Source organism: Collibacillus ludicampi (assembly GCF_023705585.1).
Lineage (GTDB): Bacteria > Bacillota > Bacilli > Tumebacillales > BOQE01 > Collibacillus > Collibacillus ludicampi.
This window is the reverse complement of sequence record NZ_BOQE01000001.1, coordinates 3,020,352-3,039,121: the sequence shown is the minus strand read 5'-3', so window position 1 is coordinate 3,039,121 and position 18,770 is coordinate 3,020,352. Positions and strand designations below refer to the sequence as shown.

Annotated in this window: 21 protein-coding genes; 1 reads left to right on the top strand and 20 read right to left on the bottom strand. The window is 48.8% G+C overall.

Annotated features, from left to right (window positions below; all coding sequences use genetic code 11):
* Positions 1 to 30: 30 nt before the first annotated feature.
* From rsmH to DNHGIG_RS15375, 9 genes are all read right to left on the bottom strand, one after another.
* A complete protein-coding gene (rsmH, locus tag DNHGIG_RS15415; protein WP_282200419.1) occupies positions 31 to 972 on the bottom strand; it encodes a 16S rRNA (cytosine(1402)-N(4))-methyltransferase RsmH in 942 nt (313 codons plus the stop codon).
* Positions 973 to 983: 11 nt separating this feature from the next.
* Positions 984 to 1,415 carry a division/cell wall cluster transcriptional repressor MraZ gene (gene mraZ, locus DNHGIG_RS15410; protein WP_282201445.1) on the bottom strand — a complete coding sequence of 144 codons (432 nt, stop codon included), beginning with the start codon at positions 1,413 to 1,415 and terminating at the stop codon, positions 984 to 986.
* A 148-nt stretch (positions 1,416 to 1,563) separates the two neighbouring features.
* Positions 1,564 to 2,493, bottom strand: coding sequence for a ketopantoate reductase family protein (locus tag DNHGIG_RS15405; RefSeq protein ID WP_304516278.1), 930 nt, complete (start codon positions 2,491 to 2,493; stop codon positions 1,564 to 1,566).
* 8 nt (positions 2,494 to 2,501) lie between these two features.
* Positions 2,502 to 3,335 carry a metallophosphoesterase gene (locus tag DNHGIG_RS15400; RefSeq protein WP_282200417.1) on the bottom strand — a complete coding sequence of 278 codons (834 nt, stop codon included), beginning with the start codon at positions 3,333 to 3,335 and terminating at the stop codon, positions 2,502 to 2,504.
* 299 nt (positions 3,336 to 3,634) lie between these two features.
* Positions 3,635 to 5,164 (bottom strand): acyl-CoA carboxylase subunit beta, encoded by a 1,530-nt coding sequence (locus DNHGIG_RS15395; RefSeq protein ID WP_282200416.1) that lies wholly within the window; start codon positions 5,162 to 5,164, stop codon positions 3,635 to 3,637.
* A gap of 347 nt (positions 5,165 to 5,511) precedes the next feature.
* Entirely contained in the window at positions 5,512 to 6,297 is a 786-nt protein-coding gene (locus tag DNHGIG_RS15390; protein WP_282200415.1) for an enoyl-CoA hydratase, read from the bottom strand.
* A gap of 16 nt (positions 6,298 to 6,313) precedes the next feature.
* On the bottom strand, positions 6,314 to 7,222 hold the full coding sequence (locus DNHGIG_RS15385) for a hydroxymethylglutaryl-CoA lyase (protein ID WP_282200414.1): 909 nt from the start codon (positions 7,220 to 7,222) through the stop codon (positions 6,314 to 6,316).
* Positions 7,223 to 7,284: 62 nt separating this feature from the next.
* On the bottom strand, positions 7,285 to 7,497 hold the full coding sequence (locus DNHGIG_RS15380; RefSeq protein ID WP_282200413.1) for an acetyl-CoA carboxylase biotin carboxyl carrier protein subunit: 213 nt from the start codon (positions 7,495 to 7,497) through the stop codon (positions 7,285 to 7,287).
* 21 nt (positions 7,498 to 7,518) lie between these two features.
* Positions 7,519 to 8,865: an acetyl-CoA carboxylase biotin carboxylase subunit gene (locus DNHGIG_RS15375; protein WP_282200412.1), complete on the bottom strand. Its 1,347-nt coding sequence runs from the start codon at positions 8,863 to 8,865 to the stop codon at positions 7,519 to 7,521.
* A gap of 144 nt (positions 8,866 to 9,009) precedes the next feature.
* Between DNHGIG_RS15375 and ymfI the strand changes: the two genes are divergently transcribed.
* Positions 9,010 to 9,780 (top strand): elongation factor P 5-aminopentanone reductase, encoded by a 771-nt coding sequence (gene ymfI / locus DNHGIG_RS15370; RefSeq protein WP_282200411.1) that lies wholly within the window; start codon positions 9,010 to 9,012, stop codon positions 9,778 to 9,780.
* A gap of 15 nt (positions 9,781 to 9,795) precedes the next feature.
* Here the strand turns inward: ymfI and DNHGIG_RS15365 are convergent, their stop codons facing one another.
* The 11 genes from DNHGIG_RS15365 to serA form a co-directional block, all read right to left on the bottom strand.
* Positions 9,796 to 10,251, bottom strand: a complete 456-nt coding sequence (locus tag DNHGIG_RS15365; RefSeq protein ID WP_282200410.1) for a hypothetical protein — start codon at positions 10,249 to 10,251, stop codon at positions 9,796 to 9,798.
* 64 nt (positions 10,252 to 10,315) lie between these two features.
* Positions 10,316 to 10,798 carry a pyridoxamine 5'-phosphate oxidase family protein gene (locus DNHGIG_RS15360; protein ID WP_369414721.1) on the bottom strand — a complete coding sequence of 161 codons (483 nt, stop codon included), beginning with the start codon at positions 10,796 to 10,798 and terminating at the stop codon, positions 10,316 to 10,318.
* Positions 10,799 to 11,113: 315 nt separating this feature from the next.
* Positions 11,114 to 12,007 carry a hypothetical protein gene (locus DNHGIG_RS15355; protein ID WP_282200409.1) on the bottom strand — a complete coding sequence of 298 codons (894 nt, stop codon included), beginning with the start codon at positions 12,005 to 12,007 and terminating at the stop codon, positions 11,114 to 11,116.
* A complete protein-coding gene (locus tag DNHGIG_RS15350) occupies positions 12,004 to 12,672 on the bottom strand; it encodes a glycosyltransferase family 2 protein (protein WP_282200408.1) in 669 nt (222 codons plus the stop codon). The genes DNHGIG_RS15355 and DNHGIG_RS15350 overlap by 4 nt, the downstream gene beginning before the upstream one ends.
* Positions 12,669 to 13,559 (bottom strand): copper transporter, encoded by an 891-nt coding sequence (locus DNHGIG_RS15345; protein ID WP_282200407.1) that lies wholly within the window; start codon positions 13,557 to 13,559, stop codon positions 12,669 to 12,671. Before DNHGIG_RS15345 ends, DNHGIG_RS15350 begins: the two co-directional genes overlap by 4 nt.
* Before the next feature lie 11 nt (positions 13,560 to 13,570).
* On the bottom strand, positions 13,571 to 14,728 hold the full coding sequence (steA, locus tag DNHGIG_RS15340) for a putative cytokinetic ring protein SteA (RefSeq protein ID WP_282200406.1): 1,158 nt from the start codon (positions 14,726 to 14,728) through the stop codon (positions 13,571 to 13,573).
* A 258-nt stretch (positions 14,729 to 14,986) separates the two neighbouring features.
* A complete protein-coding gene (locus tag DNHGIG_RS21075; protein WP_369414720.1) occupies positions 14,987 to 15,229 on the bottom strand; it encodes a hypothetical protein in 243 nt (80 codons plus the stop codon).
* A 109-nt stretch (positions 15,230 to 15,338) separates the two neighbouring features.
* Positions 15,339 to 15,821, bottom strand: coding sequence for a MogA/MoaB family molybdenum cofactor biosynthesis protein (locus DNHGIG_RS15330; RefSeq protein WP_282200404.1), 483 nt, complete (start codon positions 15,819 to 15,821; stop codon positions 15,339 to 15,341).
* On the bottom strand, positions 15,790 to 16,311 hold the full coding sequence (moaC, locus tag DNHGIG_RS15325) for a cyclic pyranopterin monophosphate synthase MoaC (protein WP_282200403.1): 522 nt from the start codon (positions 16,309 to 16,311) through the stop codon (positions 15,790 to 15,792). The genes DNHGIG_RS15330 and moaC overlap by 32 nt, the downstream gene beginning before the upstream one ends.
* A gap of 452 nt (positions 16,312 to 16,763) precedes the next feature.
* Complete coding sequence (locus DNHGIG_RS15320; protein ID WP_282200402.1) at positions 16,764 to 16,946, bottom strand: hypothetical protein; 183 nt, start codon at positions 16,944 to 16,946, stop codon at positions 16,764 to 16,766.
* Between the two features lie 199 nt (positions 16,947 to 17,145).
* Entirely contained in the window at positions 17,146 to 18,732 is a 1,587-nt protein-coding gene (gene serA / locus DNHGIG_RS15315) for a phosphoglycerate dehydrogenase (protein WP_282200401.1), read from the bottom strand.
* Between the last annotated feature and the right edge of the window lie 38 nt (positions 18,733 to 18,770).

Sequence of the window (18,770 nt, the reverse complement as noted above, 5' to 3'; positions counted from 1 at the left end):
TCTCCTCTCCCTGTAGTGTTGGGTCGTATTTCAGATCTTCTCTGCAATGCGCAATTTCGCCGATCTTGCCCGCGGGTTTCTCGCCAACTCTTCCCCGGACGGTGAAATAGGTTTCCGGGTGATCAAGCGAACCTTCGCGCGATGGTTACATTGACAGATCGGAAGTTCCGGCGGACAGATACAATCTTTCGCCAATTCCTGGAACGATTGCTTCGCTATGCGATCCTCTAAAGAATGGAAGGTGATCACTGCGACTCTTCCCCCGGGTTTCAGAATCTCCACAGCATCGCGAACGGCTTCAGCAAAAGCGTTCAACTCATCGTTCACGGCGATACGGATCGCCTGGAAGGTACGTTTGGCCGGATGTGGCCCTTCCCTTCGTGCCGCCGCTGGAATGGCCGCTTTGATAATATCGACAAGCTGTCCCGTCGTCTCGACCGGACCAAGGTTGCGCTCCTTTACGATGAAAGAAGCGATCCGTCTTGCAAAACGCTCCTCCCCGTATTCCCAAATGATTCTCGCGATCTCTTCTTCACTCCATGTATTGAGAAGATCATACGCAGAAAATGATTGCGCGGGATCCATACGCATATCCAAAGGAGCGTCTTGCTTATAACTAAAGCCTCTTTCCCCTTCATCTAATTGGGGAGAAGAAACGCCCAAATCGAAGAGTACCCCATCAACATGAGACATCCCTAAATCAATTTGAACGATACGGCGCAAATGGCGGAAATTCGAATGAATCAGCGTGTAGCGTCCTTCGAACGGTTGTAAAACCTCTCTCGCGTGAGCGATCGCTTTGGGATCCTGATCGATTCCAATTAACAGTCCTTCCGGAGCGCTTTGTGCCAAGATCCGCTCACTATGGCCGGCGCCTCCCAATGTGCAATCCACGTAAATACCGCCTGATATTGGCTGTAACGCATCGACCGCTTCTACGCCAAAAACAGAGATGTGGTGAAAGTCTGACATAACTTCATCCCCTACAAATCAAAATCAACGATGTTCTCCGCAATTTCTGCAAACGATTCGGCCGCTTTGGCACTATAAGCTTCCCATGTTTCTTTACTCCAGATCTCCACACGGTTCGAAACTCCGATCACCACGCAATCACGCACAAGTTTTGCGTATTCGCGCAAGGTGGGCGGGATGAGCACACGACCTTGTTTATCGAGGTCCGATTCGGTGGCACCGGAGAAAAAGAAGCGGACGAATGCACGCGCATCTGAACGCGTAAATGGAAGGCTTTTCAATTTGGCTTCTAGGATCTCCCATTCAGATCGTGGGTATACGAACAAGCAGTTATCAAGGCCTCGTGTGATGACAAAGGAAGCGCCAAGCTCTTCCCGGAATTTTGCCGGGATGGTTAAACGCCCTTTATCATCGATATTGTGTTGATATTCCCCCATGAACACCACTTGTCACCCACCTTGAGGGAAATCCCCCCACTTCACACCACTTTCCACCACAGTTATACCATTTCTGTTCCCAATAAAAAAATCCTGCCGATTGACTGACAGGATGTAAGAGTTTTTTATTTACTTATTTCGACCGTTTACAGTCTCAGATTACTTCTTTCGACGAAAGAGTACGAACAAGCGACACGAGCGTGCGATTGACGGGAACGGGATAACTCATCTCTTCCGCCAATTTTACAATGGCTCCATTGAGGGCATCGATCTCCGTCGGGCGATTAGCTTCCAGATCCTGAAGCATGGAAGAGCGATTCTCGGCCGTTTTACGACAAACATCGAGTACACGGGGCCAGATTTCCCCAACTTTGATACCTTTGGCTTCTGCGATTCGGACTGCCTCGTCGACGACATCACGCATTATCCGTAGAAGATCTTCCCTCTCAAGCAGATCTCCGTTTTTCAAACGAGTGACCGCCGTTAATGGGTTGATCGCGCAGTTCACCAACACTTTCCGCCAAACATCTTCTTCTATATGTTGAGAACATCGTGCATGGAGACCCGCTGCGCTTAAAAGTCGTACAAGACGTTCAACACTTGGAGCCAATGTGTGTCGTTTAGAGCCGATGAGAATCTCCCCCACTCCGTTCCACGCCACTGTCGTGTCAGACAATGCGGTGACTCCATGTGTACACACACCGAGCATGATTCGATCCTTCGAACAATACTTTGCGAGCGGAATCTCATTGCCCAAACCGTTTTGCAAAGACAGTACAGTCGGGGAATTACACAGACGGGTGATTTGTTTAGCCGCTTCCTCTGTCTGATAGCTCTTCACCGTTAGTATGACTACATCAGGTGTTAAATCGCTTATTTCAGTAAACACTTCAAGCTTTTGTGTATATGTAGTGTTATTATGGTTCACGCAAACTCCTCGTTCACGGATCGCCTTCATCTGCTCTTCGCGGCGAACGAGAACTTGTATCTTCGTGCCCGACCTGGCTAACTGCGCCGCTATCAATTTTCCCAAAGCCCCTGCCCCGATCAGTAGTACATTCATCGTCACCACATCCTTATATATCTCTGATTTTACCTTTCAAGCGTGATCACTGTAATCTCCGGCCGACACAGAAACCGAAACGGAAGCGTGGTTGTACCTAATCCCCTATTGGTATAGACCCGTAATTTCCCGGTTTTGTACAAACCGGAAACGTATTTTTTGCCCATTCTTGAAGTAAAGAATGGCCAAATGAAAGGAACTCGGGCTTGACCGCCATGACTGTGACCAGAAAGTTGCAAATCGATCGGGAATTGTCTGGTGTAGCACGCATAGTCCGGTTCATGGACGAGCAGGATGTTACAAGCGTTTTCCGGGATCCCTTTCATCGCCGTTAGGAGATTCGGATTTCCTTCCAGCACATCATCAAGCCCGATCAGGTATATGCGTTCGTTTGCTTTTTTCACTACGGCATGTTGATTTTGGAGAACCTGAAAGCCTCCACTCTTCAAACCCCGGATCACATGTTCGACTCCGGACCGATAATCGTGATTACCCAATACGGCGAATTTTCCAAGTGTTGCTTGCAAGCGTGAGAAGACCGGAATGGCCGGTTCGAGAGATCCCAAACAAGTGTCCGAATCGATCAAATCACCAGTGAAACAGATCACATCCGGACTGAGCCCGTTGATTTCGTCGACAACACGTGAGAAGTTTTTTGCGAAGTAATAAAAACCCAAATGGATATCACTCAATAGAACGATCCGCAAGCCTGCGAAAGAACGGGGCAGACGCGAAAGTGTAATGCGCACTTGACGAATATCCAGCCAGAATCGTTCAATGGCAAACGAATACATCCCGGCTCCCAACAAGCCCATCGTACCTGCTACTCCCAACAATTGCCCGCAACCTGAAGGGCCCGCCATATGTTCCCTCCTTATCAAGCCAGTATGATCGAAAAAACTATGACGATGGAATCATCAATCATACGGAATTACGTGCGATCTAAAGTGAAGTCACGTGTAGCAGAAATTCCTTTCGTATCATTCATAATACGTTTATAACCGATTATACCTGTTATACTGGCGCTCGAAATATCATGTAGTCAATTTTAAAAAACACCCCGTGAATAATAAAACAGGGGCAGGAATCACCTACCCCTCTCGATTCATATTCCTATTCTGCTATCGATACAGCTCTTACAAGACACGAAGTAACCCAGATACTATACTGGATAAACCGGATGTTTCCGTTCCGAGAATACCATATATTTGGAAGAATAGGCATCGAAGCGCTTGATCAGTTCATCGCGCAGTGCATTCGGTTGAATGATCCCGTCGATCACCATTTCTGATGCAAGTCTGTATATATCGATATCTTTCTTGTATTCTTCTCTCTTCTGTTCAACGAACGCCGCGCGTTCTTCTTCCGGCAGTTCCGCGATTTTGTTCGCGTAGACCGCATTGACGGCAGCTTCCGGTCCCATTACGGCAATCTGTGCGGTCGGCAACGCGAGACAACAATCGGGCTCGAAAGCAGGACCAGCCATCGCGTACAATCCTGCACCATACGCTTTGCGTACAATGACTGAAATCTTCGGCACTGACGCCTCAGACATCGCAGAAATCATTTTGGCGCCATGTCGAATGATTCCCGCACGCTCGACTTTGGTACCGATCATAAATCCCGGAACATCCGCAAGGAATAATAACGGGATGTGGAATGCATCACATAATGTAATAAACCGGGCAGCTTTGTCGGCACTGTCATGGAACAAGACCCCGCCTTTCACGCGTGGCTGATTCGCGATGATCCCGACAGGTCGACCGTTCAATCGGGCTAGACCAGTGATCAGTTCTGAGGCGAATAACTTCTTGATCTCAAAAAAGGAACCTTCATCAATAATACGCTGAATCAGATCGTACATATTGAACGGTGTGTTTTGGTTTACCGGAATGATCTGTTCGATCGTTTTTTCAAACGATTTCGCGTCTACAGACTCATGCATGGGCGGTTTCTCCGCGTAATTCGACGGAAAATAGGAGAGATATTGGCGCGCGAGGGCGATCGCTTCTTCTTCGTTTGCCGCCAGAACATCCCCGCATCCGGAAACGGAGCAATGCATTCGAGCACCGCCCATTTCTTCAAGCGTGACCTTCTCGCCAATGACCATCTCAGCCATGCGGGGAGAACCTAAATACATGGATGCGTTTTTATTCACCATAATCACGATATCGCAGAAAGCGGGAATATAAGCACCTCCGGCCGCGGACGGACCGAATAAAATGCAGACTTGCGGAATTTTGCCAGATAGTTTCACCTGGTTATAGAAGATGCGCCCAGCACCGCGACGCCCTGGGAACATTTCCACTTGGTCGGTGATCCGTGCCCCCGCCGAATCCACCAGGTATAACAAAGGCACGCGTAACTTTTCTGCTGTTTCTTGAATACGGATGATTTTTTCTACCGTTCGAGAGCCCCAGGATCCAGCTTTGACGGTCGAGTCGTTCGCCATGACACAAACGGTGCGTCCCCCAATTTTGCCGATCACCGTAACAACACCGTCCGCAGGCAAATCTTCGGCCAGGTTGTTTGCGAATAAGCCATCCTCCAGTTCAAAACCTGGATCGAGCAAAAGCTTCAGCCGATCGCGTACAAACAGTTTTCCTTGTTCTTTGTTCTTCTCATGATATTTAGCGGCACCCCCGCGTTTAATTCGATCTACTCGTTCCTCCAGAATTTTCCCCAGTGACAAAGGACTTACCTCCTTCTATATCTATCTTGAAAAATGTGTAGTTTGGCGGGCGTATGCTTTGCGTTCGTGCTCCGTGGAGATCGTTTCAGCGGGTATATGCATTGCGCTTATGCTCCGTGAAGGTCGTCTCGCATGGAATCATAATCATATGTTGCGAGACGACCTTCAAAGTCGCTATTACGCGCAATGCATATACCCTTTTACATCCGAAAGGAAGCGAGACGATCTCCAAAGTCGCTGTCTCACGCAAAGCATTACGCCCACCCAAAGACACTTTTCATCTTCTGATGGCGCCGCCGTATGCGGCATGAGTGGCTATTATGAAAATTAGTGATTGAGTGGCTGTCTTACTCACCTGTATACACAGGTGGCCGTTTCTCTTTGAAAGCCTGCAGCCCTTCCAGACGGTCTTTGGTCGGGATCGTTACTTCGTACGCTGCACGTTCGATCTCCAACCCGGTTTGAAGATCGACATCGAACCCTTTATTAATCGCAAACTTGGCTTGTGTCACAGCGATAGGTCCGTTTTTCGCGATTTCACGCGCGATTTCTTTCACCCGATCCATCAGTTGGTCGGCCGGCACCACATGTTCCACCAACCCGATGTTGAGAGCTTCTTCCGCATCGATACGCCGGGCGGTGAAGATTAATTCTTTCGCTTTTCCTAAACCGATCAAACGTGGCAGACGTTGTGTTCCTCCCGCTCCCGGAATGATGGCGAGCGACGTTTCCGTCAGACCGAGTTTGGCTGTATCGGCGACAATGCGGATATCGCAGGCAAGCGCCAACTCCGTTCCGCCCCCGAAGGCAACACCATTGATTGCAGCGATCACCGGTTGCGGCAAACGCTCAACCGCATTGATCGTCTCACGGATAAGAGAAACGGTTTTTCTCACTTGCACCGGATCCATCCCCGCTCGTTCCTTCAGATCGGCTCCCGAACAGAAGGAGCGGGTTCCCGCGCCGGTGATCACCACAACGCGGACCGAACGATCAAATTGAATCTCCCGCAGCGTTTCATTCAATTCTTGCAGTAATTGTAAAGATAACGCATTCGCCGCCTCTGGTCTGTTCAGTGTAACCACAACCAATCCATCTTCAGTTTTTTCCGTCCGAATTACCGGCTCAGTCACTCTCCATACACTCCTTTCACGCAGAACAGAGATTCCCTCGTGCCTGTAAATTATGACTGGGCAAAGGCTTTCCTAATTTCTCCTGGATGAAAGCTGCAGCTTCAAGCAGTTTGGCGGCATCGATTCCCGTTTGAATGCCCATGCCATCGAGCATATATAACAAATCATCGGTAGCTAGGTTCCCTGAGGCCCCGGGCGCATAAGGACAACCGCCGAGACCGCCCAACGCACCGTCAAAACGGGTGATGCCCATATCCAGAGACGCTAGCACATTGGCCAATGCGGTTCCGCGTGTATCATGGAAATGCATCGTCAAGTGTTCAGCCGGAAACCGGTGAAGGATGACGGATAACACCTCTTGTACCTGGCGGGGGTTAGCCACGCCGATGGTATCTCCAAGAGACAGTTCGTGGATGCCCATGGACAAAAGTTCATCAACGACGCGCATCACCTGTTCAACCGGGACGGTGCCCTCGTAGGGACAACCGAAAACGGTAGATACGTATCCGAGCACTCGTTTTCCTGCCCGCAATGCCTCTTCAACCACTTCTCTCAATACCGGAAATGTGGAAGCGATATCTTTATTGATATTTTTTCGATTGTGTGTTTCACTGGCAGACATAAACACGGCGATTTCATCAAGATCTGCTTCCAATGCTCTTTCCAATCCTTTGCGATTGGGGACGAGCGCACTGTATATGACACCCGGCACTCGCTTGATCCCTTGCGCCACTTCAAAGGCGTCGGAGAGGGGAGGAATCCACTTCGGATTCACAAAGGAAGTGATTTCAATATGCGTAAGCCCCGTTTCCGACAAGAGATTGATCCAGTCAATTTTGTCAGCAGTAGCGATAAATTTTTTTTCATTTTGCAGACCGTCCCTTGGACCTACTTCTCTCACAACGACTTTCTCCGGCCATTTCACTGTAACCCCATCTCCTCACCGGTATTTTCTTCTCTTGTCTGATCCCTTTCTTGAACGCTTACTTATTCCAACTCGATCAATACATCCCCTTCATTGACGAAATCACCTTCGGCTGTCTTCACTTCTTTAACGATTCCACTGGTTTCAGCTGCAATGGGAATTTCCATTTTCATCGATTCAAGAATGACGACATCTTGTCCCTCTTCTACAGATTCCCCTACTTGAACAAGCACCTTCCATACATTTCCTGCCATTGAAGCTGTGATTTGACTCATCGCATTCATCTCCTTCTTTCATCATTTCTTTCCTGTTACATGTTGTGTCACAAATTGGGTCGTTGTATCCCCGTTCAGAAAAGCAGGATGTGCCGCCACTTCACGTAACATCGGGATGTTCGTTTTGATTCCTTCCACTTCGTATGCGGCGAGCGCTTCTTGCAATTTTTCGATTGCTTCTTTGCGGTCGCGGCCTTTGACGATACATTTAGCAATCATCGGATCGTAAAACGGAGAGACGACCGAGCGTTCGCTCACCGCGAGTTCATGACGAATCCCTTCCCCTTGTGGTAAGACCAACTTGGTAATCGTTCCGGGGGATGGAAAAAACGTTTTCGGGTCTTCTGCGTAAATACGCACTTCGATCGCATGCCCTTCCCTTTTGACATCTTCCTGCGTAAATCCCAGGGATTCCCCGCAGGCAATACGTACCATTTGTTCCACCAAATCCATTCCGGTGATCTCTTCTGTGACCGGATGCTCCACTTGCAAACGGGTATTCATCTCTAGAAAATAAAAATTTTTATTTTCGTCTACGAGGAATTCAATCGTACCGGCGCTCGTATAATGCAACGCATGAACCGCTTTCATGGCCGCTTCACCCATGCGGCGTCGCAACTCGTCATCAACAAATGGAGACGGTGCTTCTTCGACGACTTTCTGGTTTCGCCGCTGAATGGAACACTCGCGCTCCCACAAGTACACGGCGTTTCCGTGTTGATCGGCGAGCACCTGAATTTCGATGTGTCGCGGGTTAACGATCGCCTTCTCAATATACATCGCACCGTCACCAAAGAAATCGGTCGCCCTTTTCTGATTGCCGGCAAAAACTTTTCGCAATTCCTCTTCGTCATGAACCAATTGCATGCCGATCCCTCCGCCGCCAGCTGAAGCTTTCAACATGACGGGATAACCGAACGACTCTGCAACCTGTACCGCTTCTTCCACATCGGAGAGAGGGTGTGTGATACCCGGGACGACGGGGACACCGATCTCTTCCATCACTTTACGCGATTCGATCTTCGATCCCATCTTCGCTATCACTTCCGGACTCGGTCCGATAAACGTAATACCTTCTTCCTGGCAACGCTTCGCAAACGAAGCATTTTCCGACAAGAGCCCGTATCCCGGATGAATCGCATCCACTCCGGCAGTTTTGGCCACTTCCACTATTTTCTCGATGTTGAGATAACTCTCGTTCACGCGTGGACCTCCGATAAGATAGGCCTCATTAGCCATGGCGACATGAGGAGAATCTTTATCGGCTTCCGAGTATATACCAACCGTTTGGACGCCTAATGACATACAAGTCCGCATGATGCGTACTGCGATTTCTCCGCGGTTTGCAATCAGGATCTTCTTGAACATGTCTCCCGTGCACTCCTCTCTCCACTATGTTGTTCTATTCTTAAAGATACCATTAACTTTAGTTCTACGACAATAAAAAAAATTCCTTCTTCGTGGATCGACTGAACGGTTCATGTTATGATCGTACATAAGGAGGTTATTCCAGTGTCACGTAATCTCGTTCATAACCTACGCCCGCTTGACGGACAAGTGGCCATCGTTACGGGCGGTTCCCGCGGAATCGGCAAAGCGATATGCTTGGCGCTCGCCCAAAGCGGTGCACACGTTGCCGTGAACTACCTGCGTTCGCAAGAAGCTGCCGAACAGGTCGCCAAACATTGCAAGCAGTATGGAGTGCAAGCGCTCGCCGCCCAGGCTGACGTCACAAAGTCACAGGACGTAAAACAATTGATTCAAACAACATGTCTATATTTAGGAAAACCGTCGATACTCGTAAACAATGCCGGCATTTCTTCCACCCGTCTGCTCATTGACACGAGCGAAGAGGAATGGGACGCCATCATTGACACCAACCTGAAGGCTGCATATTTATGTGCGAAAGAAGTGATCCCGCACATGCTGCATAATCATTACGGAAGGATCATCAATATCTCTTCGATCTGGGGGATTGCGGGGGGTTCTTGCGAAGTCGCATATTCCGCGTCGAAAGGCGGACTGATCGCTTTCACCAAAGCGCTGGCGAAAGAAGTAGGTCCTTCGGGAATCACCGTGAATGCTGTGGCTCCAGGGGCGATCGATACAGATATGATTTCACACTTGCGTGAAGAAGAGCGGGAAGCACTGGTAGAGGAAACGGCGGTCGGACGTCTCGGTACTCCTGCAGACATCGCATCTGTCGTTCGTTTTCTGGCAGAGCCATCATCCTCTTTTTTAACGGGCCAGGTGATCTCGCCCAACGGGGGATTTCTCACATAAAAAAAGCCCACACGTTTACTGTGCGGGTTTGATCACGAAGATCGATGCGTTTCGTTGGTCCCACGCCTGCTCAGCCATGGAGATTGTCAGATATCCTTTCGCAACATAACTGTACAACTGAGGAAGGCTTTCGAGTGGGAGAAGCATGCGGTTCAGCTTGCCGAGCCCCCAAGTTCCGTCCTCATTCTCCTTCACTTGTCCCGCATAAGAAAGTCCCAGCCGTTCAGACAAGTCATCACCAACGAATGTTTCCACTACGGCCGCATATTTATATGCGGTATCGATAAATAACAGGCGACGGGTTTCATGGCCTTCCGCTTTGACTCGGGCCAGTTCCTCAAATGCCGCCGCAAGCTTTTCCGCCGTCTCCTCTTGTTTATACCGTTGATAGGCTTCCGTAATATCTTTTCCAGCGGAGTCGTAGACCCGCCCGTTTTTCATCGTAAGCGGGAAGTGAAATGGTTTCTCCATGAAAAACCCTCCTTACACGCCTATCCTTCAATCGAGAAAGGCCTTAACTTCTCTCTATCTTCCATTATGCCTTCCGTAGCGCTGTATAAACTTCCGAATCAAATTTTTCCGCAAGTTTCGGGTCGTATGTTTTCTCATACGCGGGCTCAACTGTTAACTTCCCTCCATAGAACATGACTTCACGCACCTCTTCGATGGAGATTTCCGCACGAACCATCTTAAGTGAAACGCCTTCCATTTTCTCTTCTTCCACGAAAGCCCTCCCCGAAATGGCGAATGCGGATCCCGCACCTAGAACGGCTACAGTTACACGATTCTCCTTATTGATGTTTTGTACTACGCGTGATCGCGGGTCAATCGCGAAACGAAGCGTTCTCGGATCGGTCGCCACCAACCAGGAGATCGCCGTCACATTCGGCGCCCCCGTTTCGTGATCAATCGTTGCAAGCAGGACTATCTTCTCTCCTTGCAGATGATTAAATAATTCTTCATGAAGTTCTGGGCGCACATTTTCGGCCATTCGAGCAGCTCCCCTTTCCACAGTCATCTACCTTTCCTCAAGGGCGGTACCATCAGATAATGAAAAATGTCTTTATGTGGGCGTAATGCTTTGCGTGAGACAGCGACTTTGGAGGTCGTCTCGCAACATTTGATTATGATTCCATGCGAGACGACCTCCACGGAGCGAGAACGCAAAGCATACGCCCACCAAACTACACATTTTCAAAGTAGTCCGATTTATAATAATTATATCACAAATGAATCAATCGTACGTGCATACTTGAAGCATTCTTACTAAAGGAGGACATCACTCTCAAGAATGTTCTCAGCCTTAGGTGAATCGCTGAAAACACAATAAGGATTACGCTACCTGCTGATCATCATTCTCTTGATCACTCTGTCCCCTCCCCCATTCATCGAGCCATCGCAGAAACCGATTGTTTTCTATAAGTTCTGAAAGAGAATGAAACTCCGTATAGATGTGGAAAAGCATCAATCCCGCAAGTAACATACAGGTTTCGGGAACATCAAGCATGCGCACCAGCAGAAACCCTAGCACAGCACCGAGAAAATTGGCTCCTGTATCACCCAACATCACTTGGCCAGCCATATCGGCCGGGAAGAAAGCCAAAATCACACCAAATAGAAGCAAAAGCGGAAGCAGGATATCAACAGACCGGCTGACGATCAATATGGAAATTCCAACTAAGATAACGCCTTTGATCGCCCGTCCAGGTTTTACATCCAACAAGTTAATTGCGTTAGCCATCAATGCCATCGTCATTCCGTCGATCAGAACGACGTACCCTTCACGGTTTAAAAGGATGGCCACTCCAAGCGATAGAGCTGCACCTCCGATCGCTTTTAACAAACCTGTCGTCATTTCCCCTTCAATCATGAGTTTGCGGAGATGGCCAAGGAAGCCCCCTACATCTCGGGTGCCGAAGCGATCATCCAACCAGCCGAACAGCGTCATTCCTGAAGACCAGATCAAAAGCGCCGAATATTCATTCACAGGAATCACGGGGAAGTAGGTACTAAAACGGATCAGCAGCACTCCAAAAAGCAGAAATGGAACGGCGCAAACGAAACCGACTCCCGAGGGAATCGATTTCTTTTGCCAATTTTCACGAACCCATCCAGCTTGCACAAACCGTTTACGAGCGAAAGGGATCATCATGCGCGTCATGCCATAACCGATTCCGAATACGAGTAAGGCAAGCAGCGTAAACTCCTTGTTGGGCACAACCGTCATCTTAAAGCCCACCTTTCCGCAAGTGCGATTGCTACATGCAAAAATTGCCGTCCACGATGAAGAACACCCCTCCAATTCCTCCCATAGTCGCGATGTTTCATTTCGACAGGGACTTCAAGGATGCGGTATCCACCTTTTGCTGCATCGATTGTCATCCCGACCTCTACCCCGTACCCGGACGAAAGTGAACCGAGAACAGAAAGCACTTCACGCCGCAGTGCCCTTTGTCCTGAGAGGGGCGCTTCCACTTCCAGCGATGCCAGATGAAAGATTCCTTTTTTTGCAAGCCCTTTCACCCATCCCCATCCGCTCTTAACATCTGAAGCCGGGAACTTCGCGATCGTCATATCCGCGCGCCCTTGTGCAATGGGAGTGATTAATTTTACGATCTCTGTGGCATGTTCCCCCACATCGGCATCTAAGAAAACAAGAACGTCTCCCGTAGAAGCGCCGATCGCCGAATACAAGGCGGCTCCCTTTCCGTAATTGCGGGAATGACGGATCACCCGTGCGCCCGCCTTGCGTGCTTGTTTTTCCGTGTCATCCGCAGAACCATCATCCACAACGATAATTTCGCTTACTTCATCCACTGCTCGCGCCGCCCGAATGGTTGGGCCAATGCGATCCCCTTCATTAAAGGCAGGAATCAATACACTCACTCTCATCGTAATGCCTCCCTTTTTTGTGAAACATCAGGCAGAAGGGTTTCCGCCGTTCGTCTTGCTCCGAAATGTCCCTTCGCTCCATTAATCACATCGACGAGCGCCACACCGCCAATTGTCTCGTTCACCGAATCGACAGTAGAGATTCCTTGTTCCGCATAACTGTCTAACGTCGATACGGGAGCGTCTCCCCTCTCCACGCCGATGATTTTCACTCCTTTTCTGCAGAGCGTTTGAATCAATGGGATATCGAACGCACGTACACGCCCCTGGGTTTCTTGCGTAGCCCCTCCGACAACGATGACAGCATCCGGGGATGTTCCGAAAGTACCGAATCGTTCCAACCAGCCATGTGATACCATGTTTTCGATCCAATGCCCGTCCGTTTCCCCGCAAAGTTCATTCGCCAAAGTTTCCGCAGCCTGTGCGAACACCTGTACATTTCTTGGGTTGTCATCGATCGCGAAAGCCTGTACGAATTCTTTGCTACTGCTACCAGGCGTAAACACCGAAGGATCTTTTACGCTGATCGTTCCTTGAATCTCCGCGCCTGCCGTATGTAAAATCTGCACGAGAAAGTCGATATTCGAGTGGTTCAGATTTATCAGTACAATTTTTTTTCCTTGCAAGCGTTCTTCCACGGAATGGGATCCAATCTGTGCCAACGCGCTCTCGACTTCTTTCTCTCGTTTCGCCAATTCTTCCGCCTTTTTGGACAAACGGCTATTTTCAACTTTCACCGTTGCGTATTTTTCTTCGAGTTTGCTGAATAACTGTGCCTGCTGTTTGCTAAAAACGTCCTGTCCGATCGATCCTCCGAGCAGTAATCCGATTCCCAGTGCCATAAAGAATGACACAACCGTAACCAGATGATAGCGAAATCCGTACATTTCGCCCCCTCCTAACCGAACCACAAACGTACATGCCAATAAAACATGCGCAAAAGGTTCCGCACAATCGGATTGACCGCCGCGATCATGGCCACCGGGATCATCGAAGCGGTACAAACGATGACTAAAGCGGTCCACGAGATCCGACGCTTCTGGTACAATTGACTGACCCCTTTTGCATCCACCAGTTTCGCTCCCACACGCAGACGCGTTAACAGCGTGCTCGCCATTCCTTTTCGCCCTTTTTCCAAAAAATCGACCATATGTGTATGTGTTCCGACGGCTACGATTAAGTCAGCTCCGTTTTCATACGCGAGTAACAAGGCGATATCCTCACTCGTTCCCGGAGCCGGGTATCTGTGCGCCTTCAGTCCCAACCTTTGTATCCTTTCTAAGCCCGGTGCATGTCCGTCCGGATAAGCATGGACGACGATTTCTGCCCCCGAGCGCAGGGCGGAATCGCTGACAGAATCCATGTCACCGATGATCAGATGCGGGCGCAACCCGGCTTGCATCAAGGCATCGGCCCCTCCGTCAACTCCGATCAGCACAGGCTGAACTTCATGAATATAAGTCATGATGGCGCGTAAATCTTCGCGATAGTTCAAGCCTCGTACCACGACAAGGACATGGCGCCCTTGGATCTTCGTACGTAAAGATAGTCGGGGAACATCACCCAGAAAAAAGTTTTTCTCCTTATTTGCGTAAAACAACGTGTTTTCAAAAAAACGTTGCAACTCGTCAGGAGCATTTTTTTTCGCGTCAGCCATGCACTGCATGATTTTCTCATATGTCAACAATTCCCCTACTGTAAGCAACATCCCCTCCATATAGATGCATCCATCGATGATCGTGAGCGATTGCTCTTCGCGGATCTTCACCATGAGCTCCCCATCCTGTACATCGATCACGGGTATGCCCGCCTGTAACAATCGAATCGGTCCTTGGTTCTGGTATCGACCGGTCATGGATGGAGAAATATTGATAACAGCTGATGCTTTTGCTTCGATCAGACCAACGGCCGCCATTTCATCGATATCGGGATGGTCAATGATCGCGATTTCACCGGGGAGAAGGCGAGAAATCAGCCGTTTGGTTTTCTTATCACAACGGGCTTTCCCGCTCACACGCACTCCCGTTTTCCTGATCTCACGCGGTAAGTACGACAAGATCTTTGCTCCTTTCCCTCTCGTACATTTGCAAACGATGAGGTATACATAGTATTGTTTTCCATCCCAAGAAACATGTAACGAAAACGAAAAAATGAGGGTTCGATCGTTACGATCAAACCCACATCACCTGCTCATACCTTTTCCCTATGTATAAATAAATCCTTTCCAATGGTGGGGCAGGGAATCCTGTCCAAATCCATCGAAAGGATCAAAGCATTACTCTTGTTCACATGTTCATCACGGTATCAGTCTGTATTATTTCTCCCGATTGAGATGCTCATCTGCCAAATCGGCCGTATCGAAATCCTGTTGAACGCGCGACCATATATTTAAATCATTGATGCGGCCCGCATAGTCGTTGATCTCGGCAAATAACGAACAGATCCTCTCCCAGTCTTCTTCCCGGAAGACTTCCTCCTGCTTTTCGTCAATAAGAGACTCTAATTCTTTGATACGGTCGGGGATATGCCCGCGGATTGCTTCCCACGTCAGAATCATATCATGTCGCTCCTCTTCTGTGAGCTCACTCCATTCACTGTACAATTTGGGCAATGAAATACCCAACCGTTCATCTTTTATAAACTCATATTTCCTGAACGTTTGTTCACTACTGATGGTCTCCACCCCCTCGAAGAATTTCGAGTGCATGCGGCAATACATCGATAACTGCTTCCAAGCACTCACGCACGCCCTTCGGACTGCCCGGCAGATTGATGATGAGGGATTGTCCGCGCGTTCCCGCCAATGAACGGGATAGCATTGCCCGGGGGGTCTTCTTCATGGTTATGGCCCGCATCGCTTCCGCCAAACCTGGGACTTCACGGTCGATCACTGAACGAGTGGCTTCCGGAGTCACGTCCCTTGGGCCAAGCCCGGTTCCTCCGGTCGTAAGAATGAGGTCGAGGCCAAGTTCATCCACCAGGCGTGTGAGATGTTCACTAATGAGAGAATATTCATCGGGAACCACGACATATTCGACGACTTGTCCGCCGATATCTTGAACCATTTCCCGGATCACTTGAGCGGACAGATCTTCCCGCTCTCCTCTTGCCCCTTTATCACTGGCTGTCAGAATGCCGACTTTCCACATGAACAACTTCCTCTCCCCGTTTGTAATCGCCACTTTTGCCACCAGACTTTTCTAGCAGACAAATGCTGACGATCTCCATTCCTTTATCAACCGCTTTACACATGTCGTAAACGGTTAATGCCGTGATCGTTACGGCTGTCAATGCCTCCATCTCCACGCCGGTTGGGCCTACGGTATTAACGGTGCAAAAAATTTCAAGAGCATTCTCCTCAGGTACATCCTTAAAACGAATATCAACGCCTGTCAATGGAAGAGGATGGCACATGGGGATTAAATCCCACGTTTTCTTCGCGCCCATCACGCCAGCCACTTGTGACACAGCAAGTACGTCCCCTTTTTTCATTTTACCTTCACGAATCAATTGTAACGTCTCAGGCCGCATCAGGATACGTGCATACGCGGTTGCCGATCTCTTCGTACTTTCTTTCGCAGATATGTCGACCATGCGAGCCCTACCCTGTTCATTAAAATGTGTAAGAACTTTCTCCACAGAACTTTTGTTCTCCTTTCTCCGGATCCTCAAGCCGTGTTATCCGTCTGAGAGTTTTGTTTCATTATATCACAGGGAATGGAATGCATCTCCTACCTATGTTATTATTTTTGACACGATTCAAATCTCGCTCCAACGTCAAGTGACACTGGATCTTGAATCATTTGCCAAACGGCTTTCACCTCTAGGAAGGATTGAACGAAATCGATTCCTGTTGCGTTTTTATGTCGATTCGTACCGTCTGGTGATCTTCCCCGACGGGAGGGTTCTCGTCCAAGGAACGAACGCCCCTGTTCTTGCCCGCTCTTGATACACAAGATACATTGGAAACTAACGCATGCAAAGCTGTGTCTTTGTGTGCTATTTTTTTGCAAATAAAAAAAGCCGCTCGCTTAGCGCCTTCCGTCTTTCGTATGTAATCGCTTTCTCGCTCGACCCGATGAAAAAGCCTTTCAGGCTTCCTCATCATACCAATTTCTACGGTGTTGCGTTTTCCTTTTCGGTGACGAGAACCTTTCCGACAGTTCCATTAACGGGTCTTTTCCATTCGTGAAATGAGATCGAAGCCAGGCAAGTAACTCCTCTTCGTTTTTCGGGACCATTTTCTTTCTCAAATCATCTTGGCGATTCGACATGAGGGCCCTCCCTCTCTTCACGTATTTTTCATATAATATTCGCTAAACTTTCATATTCTCCTTCTTGTTTATGAATGGATTTTATATCCAATTAACTGAAACTACATTTGGATAACTTGCGCTGAAAATAGAATCGCTATTCAAATCCCCAAAAAGAAAAACACACAGGAGTACTTCCTGTGTGCCATCCGTCCATATTTTAAAGTTCAACAAGGTATACCGAATGAATGGGTTCCATGCGCGCGATTTCATTCAACGCCTGGCCGGAAACGCGAGCGTCTACCCCCATGACCATGAGTGCGGTTCCTCCCGCTTCTCTCCGTCCAACTTGCATCGTCGCAATGTTCACGCCGTCATTGCCGAGGATCGTTCCGATCCGTCCGATGATACCCGGAATATCTTCGTGCAGTGTGATCAACATTTGTCCTTCCGGAGCCGCATCTACCGTGTATCCGTTAATTTGCACAATCCGCGGCCCAAAACCGTTGTAGAGCGTTCCCGTCACCGTTTTGGTCTCGCCATTCGATTCCACCTCAAGCGTGATCATGTTTGTGAACACTTTCGCTTTGCTCGTCTTTGTTTCATTCACGATAATCCCGTTTTGTTCCGCAATAAACGGTGCGTTCACGTAATTGACCTCATCCCCGTGATGGTATGCGAGGAAGCCTTTCAAGATCGTACGCGTAATCGGACCGACTTCGTAGGTGGCCACTTCACCGCCGTACGTAATTTGTAACTTTGAAACGTTTCCTTTCAATAGTTGTGCAGCAAGTTTTCCTAGCTTTTCTCCCAATGTCAAGAAAGGTTGAACCTGCTGCATTCGTTCTGCAGGGAGTGAAGGCAGATTGACCGCATTTTTGAACGGTTCGTTGCGTAGAAACTTCGCGACTTCATCGGCAACGTCGATCGCCACATTGATTTGTGCTTCTTTCGTTGACGCTCCAAGATGAGGGGTCAAGACAACATTTTGAAAATCACGTAAAGGATGTTCTGCCGCCAATGGTTCTTCTTCGTAAACGTCAAGAGCCGCACCTGCAACCTTACCTGATTTCAACGCTTCTATCAGCGCCGACTCTTTAATGATACCGCCTCTCGCGCAGTTCAAGATACGAACGCCTTGTTTCATCATCTCAAATTCCCGTTCTGAGAGTAAATGTTTCGTTTCTTTCGTCAATGGCGTATGCACGGTTATAAAATCCGCTTGTGTGACGATTTCGTCAACTGTTGCTTTGCGTACACCAAGGCTCTCCGCCCGTGATTCCGTCAAAAACGGGTCATATGCGAGAACCCGCATTCCAAAAGCCATCGCCCGTTTCGCCACTTCTGTACCGATTCGCCCAAGACCCAAGATTCCCAAAATTTTATTATTGAGTTCGACACCGACGAAAGATTTGCGATCCCACTCTCCTCTGCGCAAGGAAGCATCTGCCTGAGGGATCTTTCGCGCCATCGCCATCATCATCGCGAACGTATGCTCAGCCGTTGAGATCGTATTCCCGTCTGGAGCGTTGATCACTACGATACCGCAGCGGGTTGCCGTTTCCACGTCGATATTATCGACCCCTACACCCGCGCGGCCTATGACGCGAAGTCTTTTCGCGCTTTCAAGCACTTTTGCAGTCACTTTCGTTTGAGAGCGAACGAGCAGTGCGTCATACTCTCCAATCACTGCGCACAACTCTTCTTCCTTCAAGCCCATCTTGATGTCGATTTGCATGTTCTCTGCAGCGTATAATGCTGCAAGACCTTGTTCGGAAATTGGATCGCTTACGAGAATTCTGAACATAGTTTTATACCTCCTGTATAGATTAAATATTTGCACGA

Coding starts and splice junctions, on each gene's coding strand:
- DNHGIG_RS15380 (WP_282200413.1), bottom strand. CDS start 7,497: ATGAGTCAAATCACAGCTTCAATGGCAGGAAATGTATGGAAGGTGCTT.
- DNHGIG_RS15345 (WP_282200407.1), bottom strand. CDS start 13,559: ATGTACGGATTTCGCTATCATCTGGTTACGGTTGTGTCATTCTTTATG.
- DNHGIG_RS15330 (WP_282200404.1), bottom strand. CDS start 15,821: ATGTGGAAAGTCGGCATTCTGACAGCCAGTGATAAAGGGGCAAGAGGA.
- DNHGIG_RS15400 (WP_282200417.1), bottom strand. CDS start 3,335: ATGGCGGGCCCTTCAGGTTGCGGGCAATTGTTGGGAGTAGCAGGTACG.
- DNHGIG_RS15350 (WP_282200408.1), bottom strand. CDS start 12,672: ATGAGAGTGAGTGTATTGATTCCTGCCTTTAATGAAGGGGATCGCATT.
- DNHGIG_RS15360 (WP_369414721.1), bottom strand. CDS start 10,798: ATGACTGTGGAAAGGGGAGCTGCTCGAATGGCCGAAAATGTGCGCCCA.
- DNHGIG_RS15375 (WP_282200412.1), bottom strand. CDS start 8,865: ATGTTCAAGAAGATCCTGATTGCAAACCGCGGAGAAATCGCAGTACGC.
- serA (WP_282200401.1), bottom strand. CDS start 18,732: ATGTTCAGAATTCTCGTAAGCGATCCAATTTCCGAACAAGGTCTTGCA.
- DNHGIG_RS15365 (WP_282200410.1), bottom strand. CDS start 10,251: ATGGAGAAACCATTTCACTTCCCGCTTACGATGAAAAACGGGCGGGTC.
- DNHGIG_RS21075 (WP_369414720.1), bottom strand. CDS start 15,229: ATGATTCTGACGTGGGAAGCAATCCGCGGGCATATCCCCGACCGTATC.
- DNHGIG_RS15355 (WP_282200409.1), bottom strand. CDS start 12,007: ATGACGGTTGTGCCCAACAAGGAGTTTACGCTGCTTGCCTTACTCGTA.
- rsmH (WP_282200419.1), bottom strand. CDS start 972: ATGTCAGACTTTCACCACATCTCTGTTTTTGGCGTAGAAGCGGTCGAT.
- DNHGIG_RS15320 (WP_282200402.1), bottom strand. CDS start 16,946: ATGTCGAATCGCCAAGATGATTTGAGAAAGAAAATGGTCCCGAAAAAC.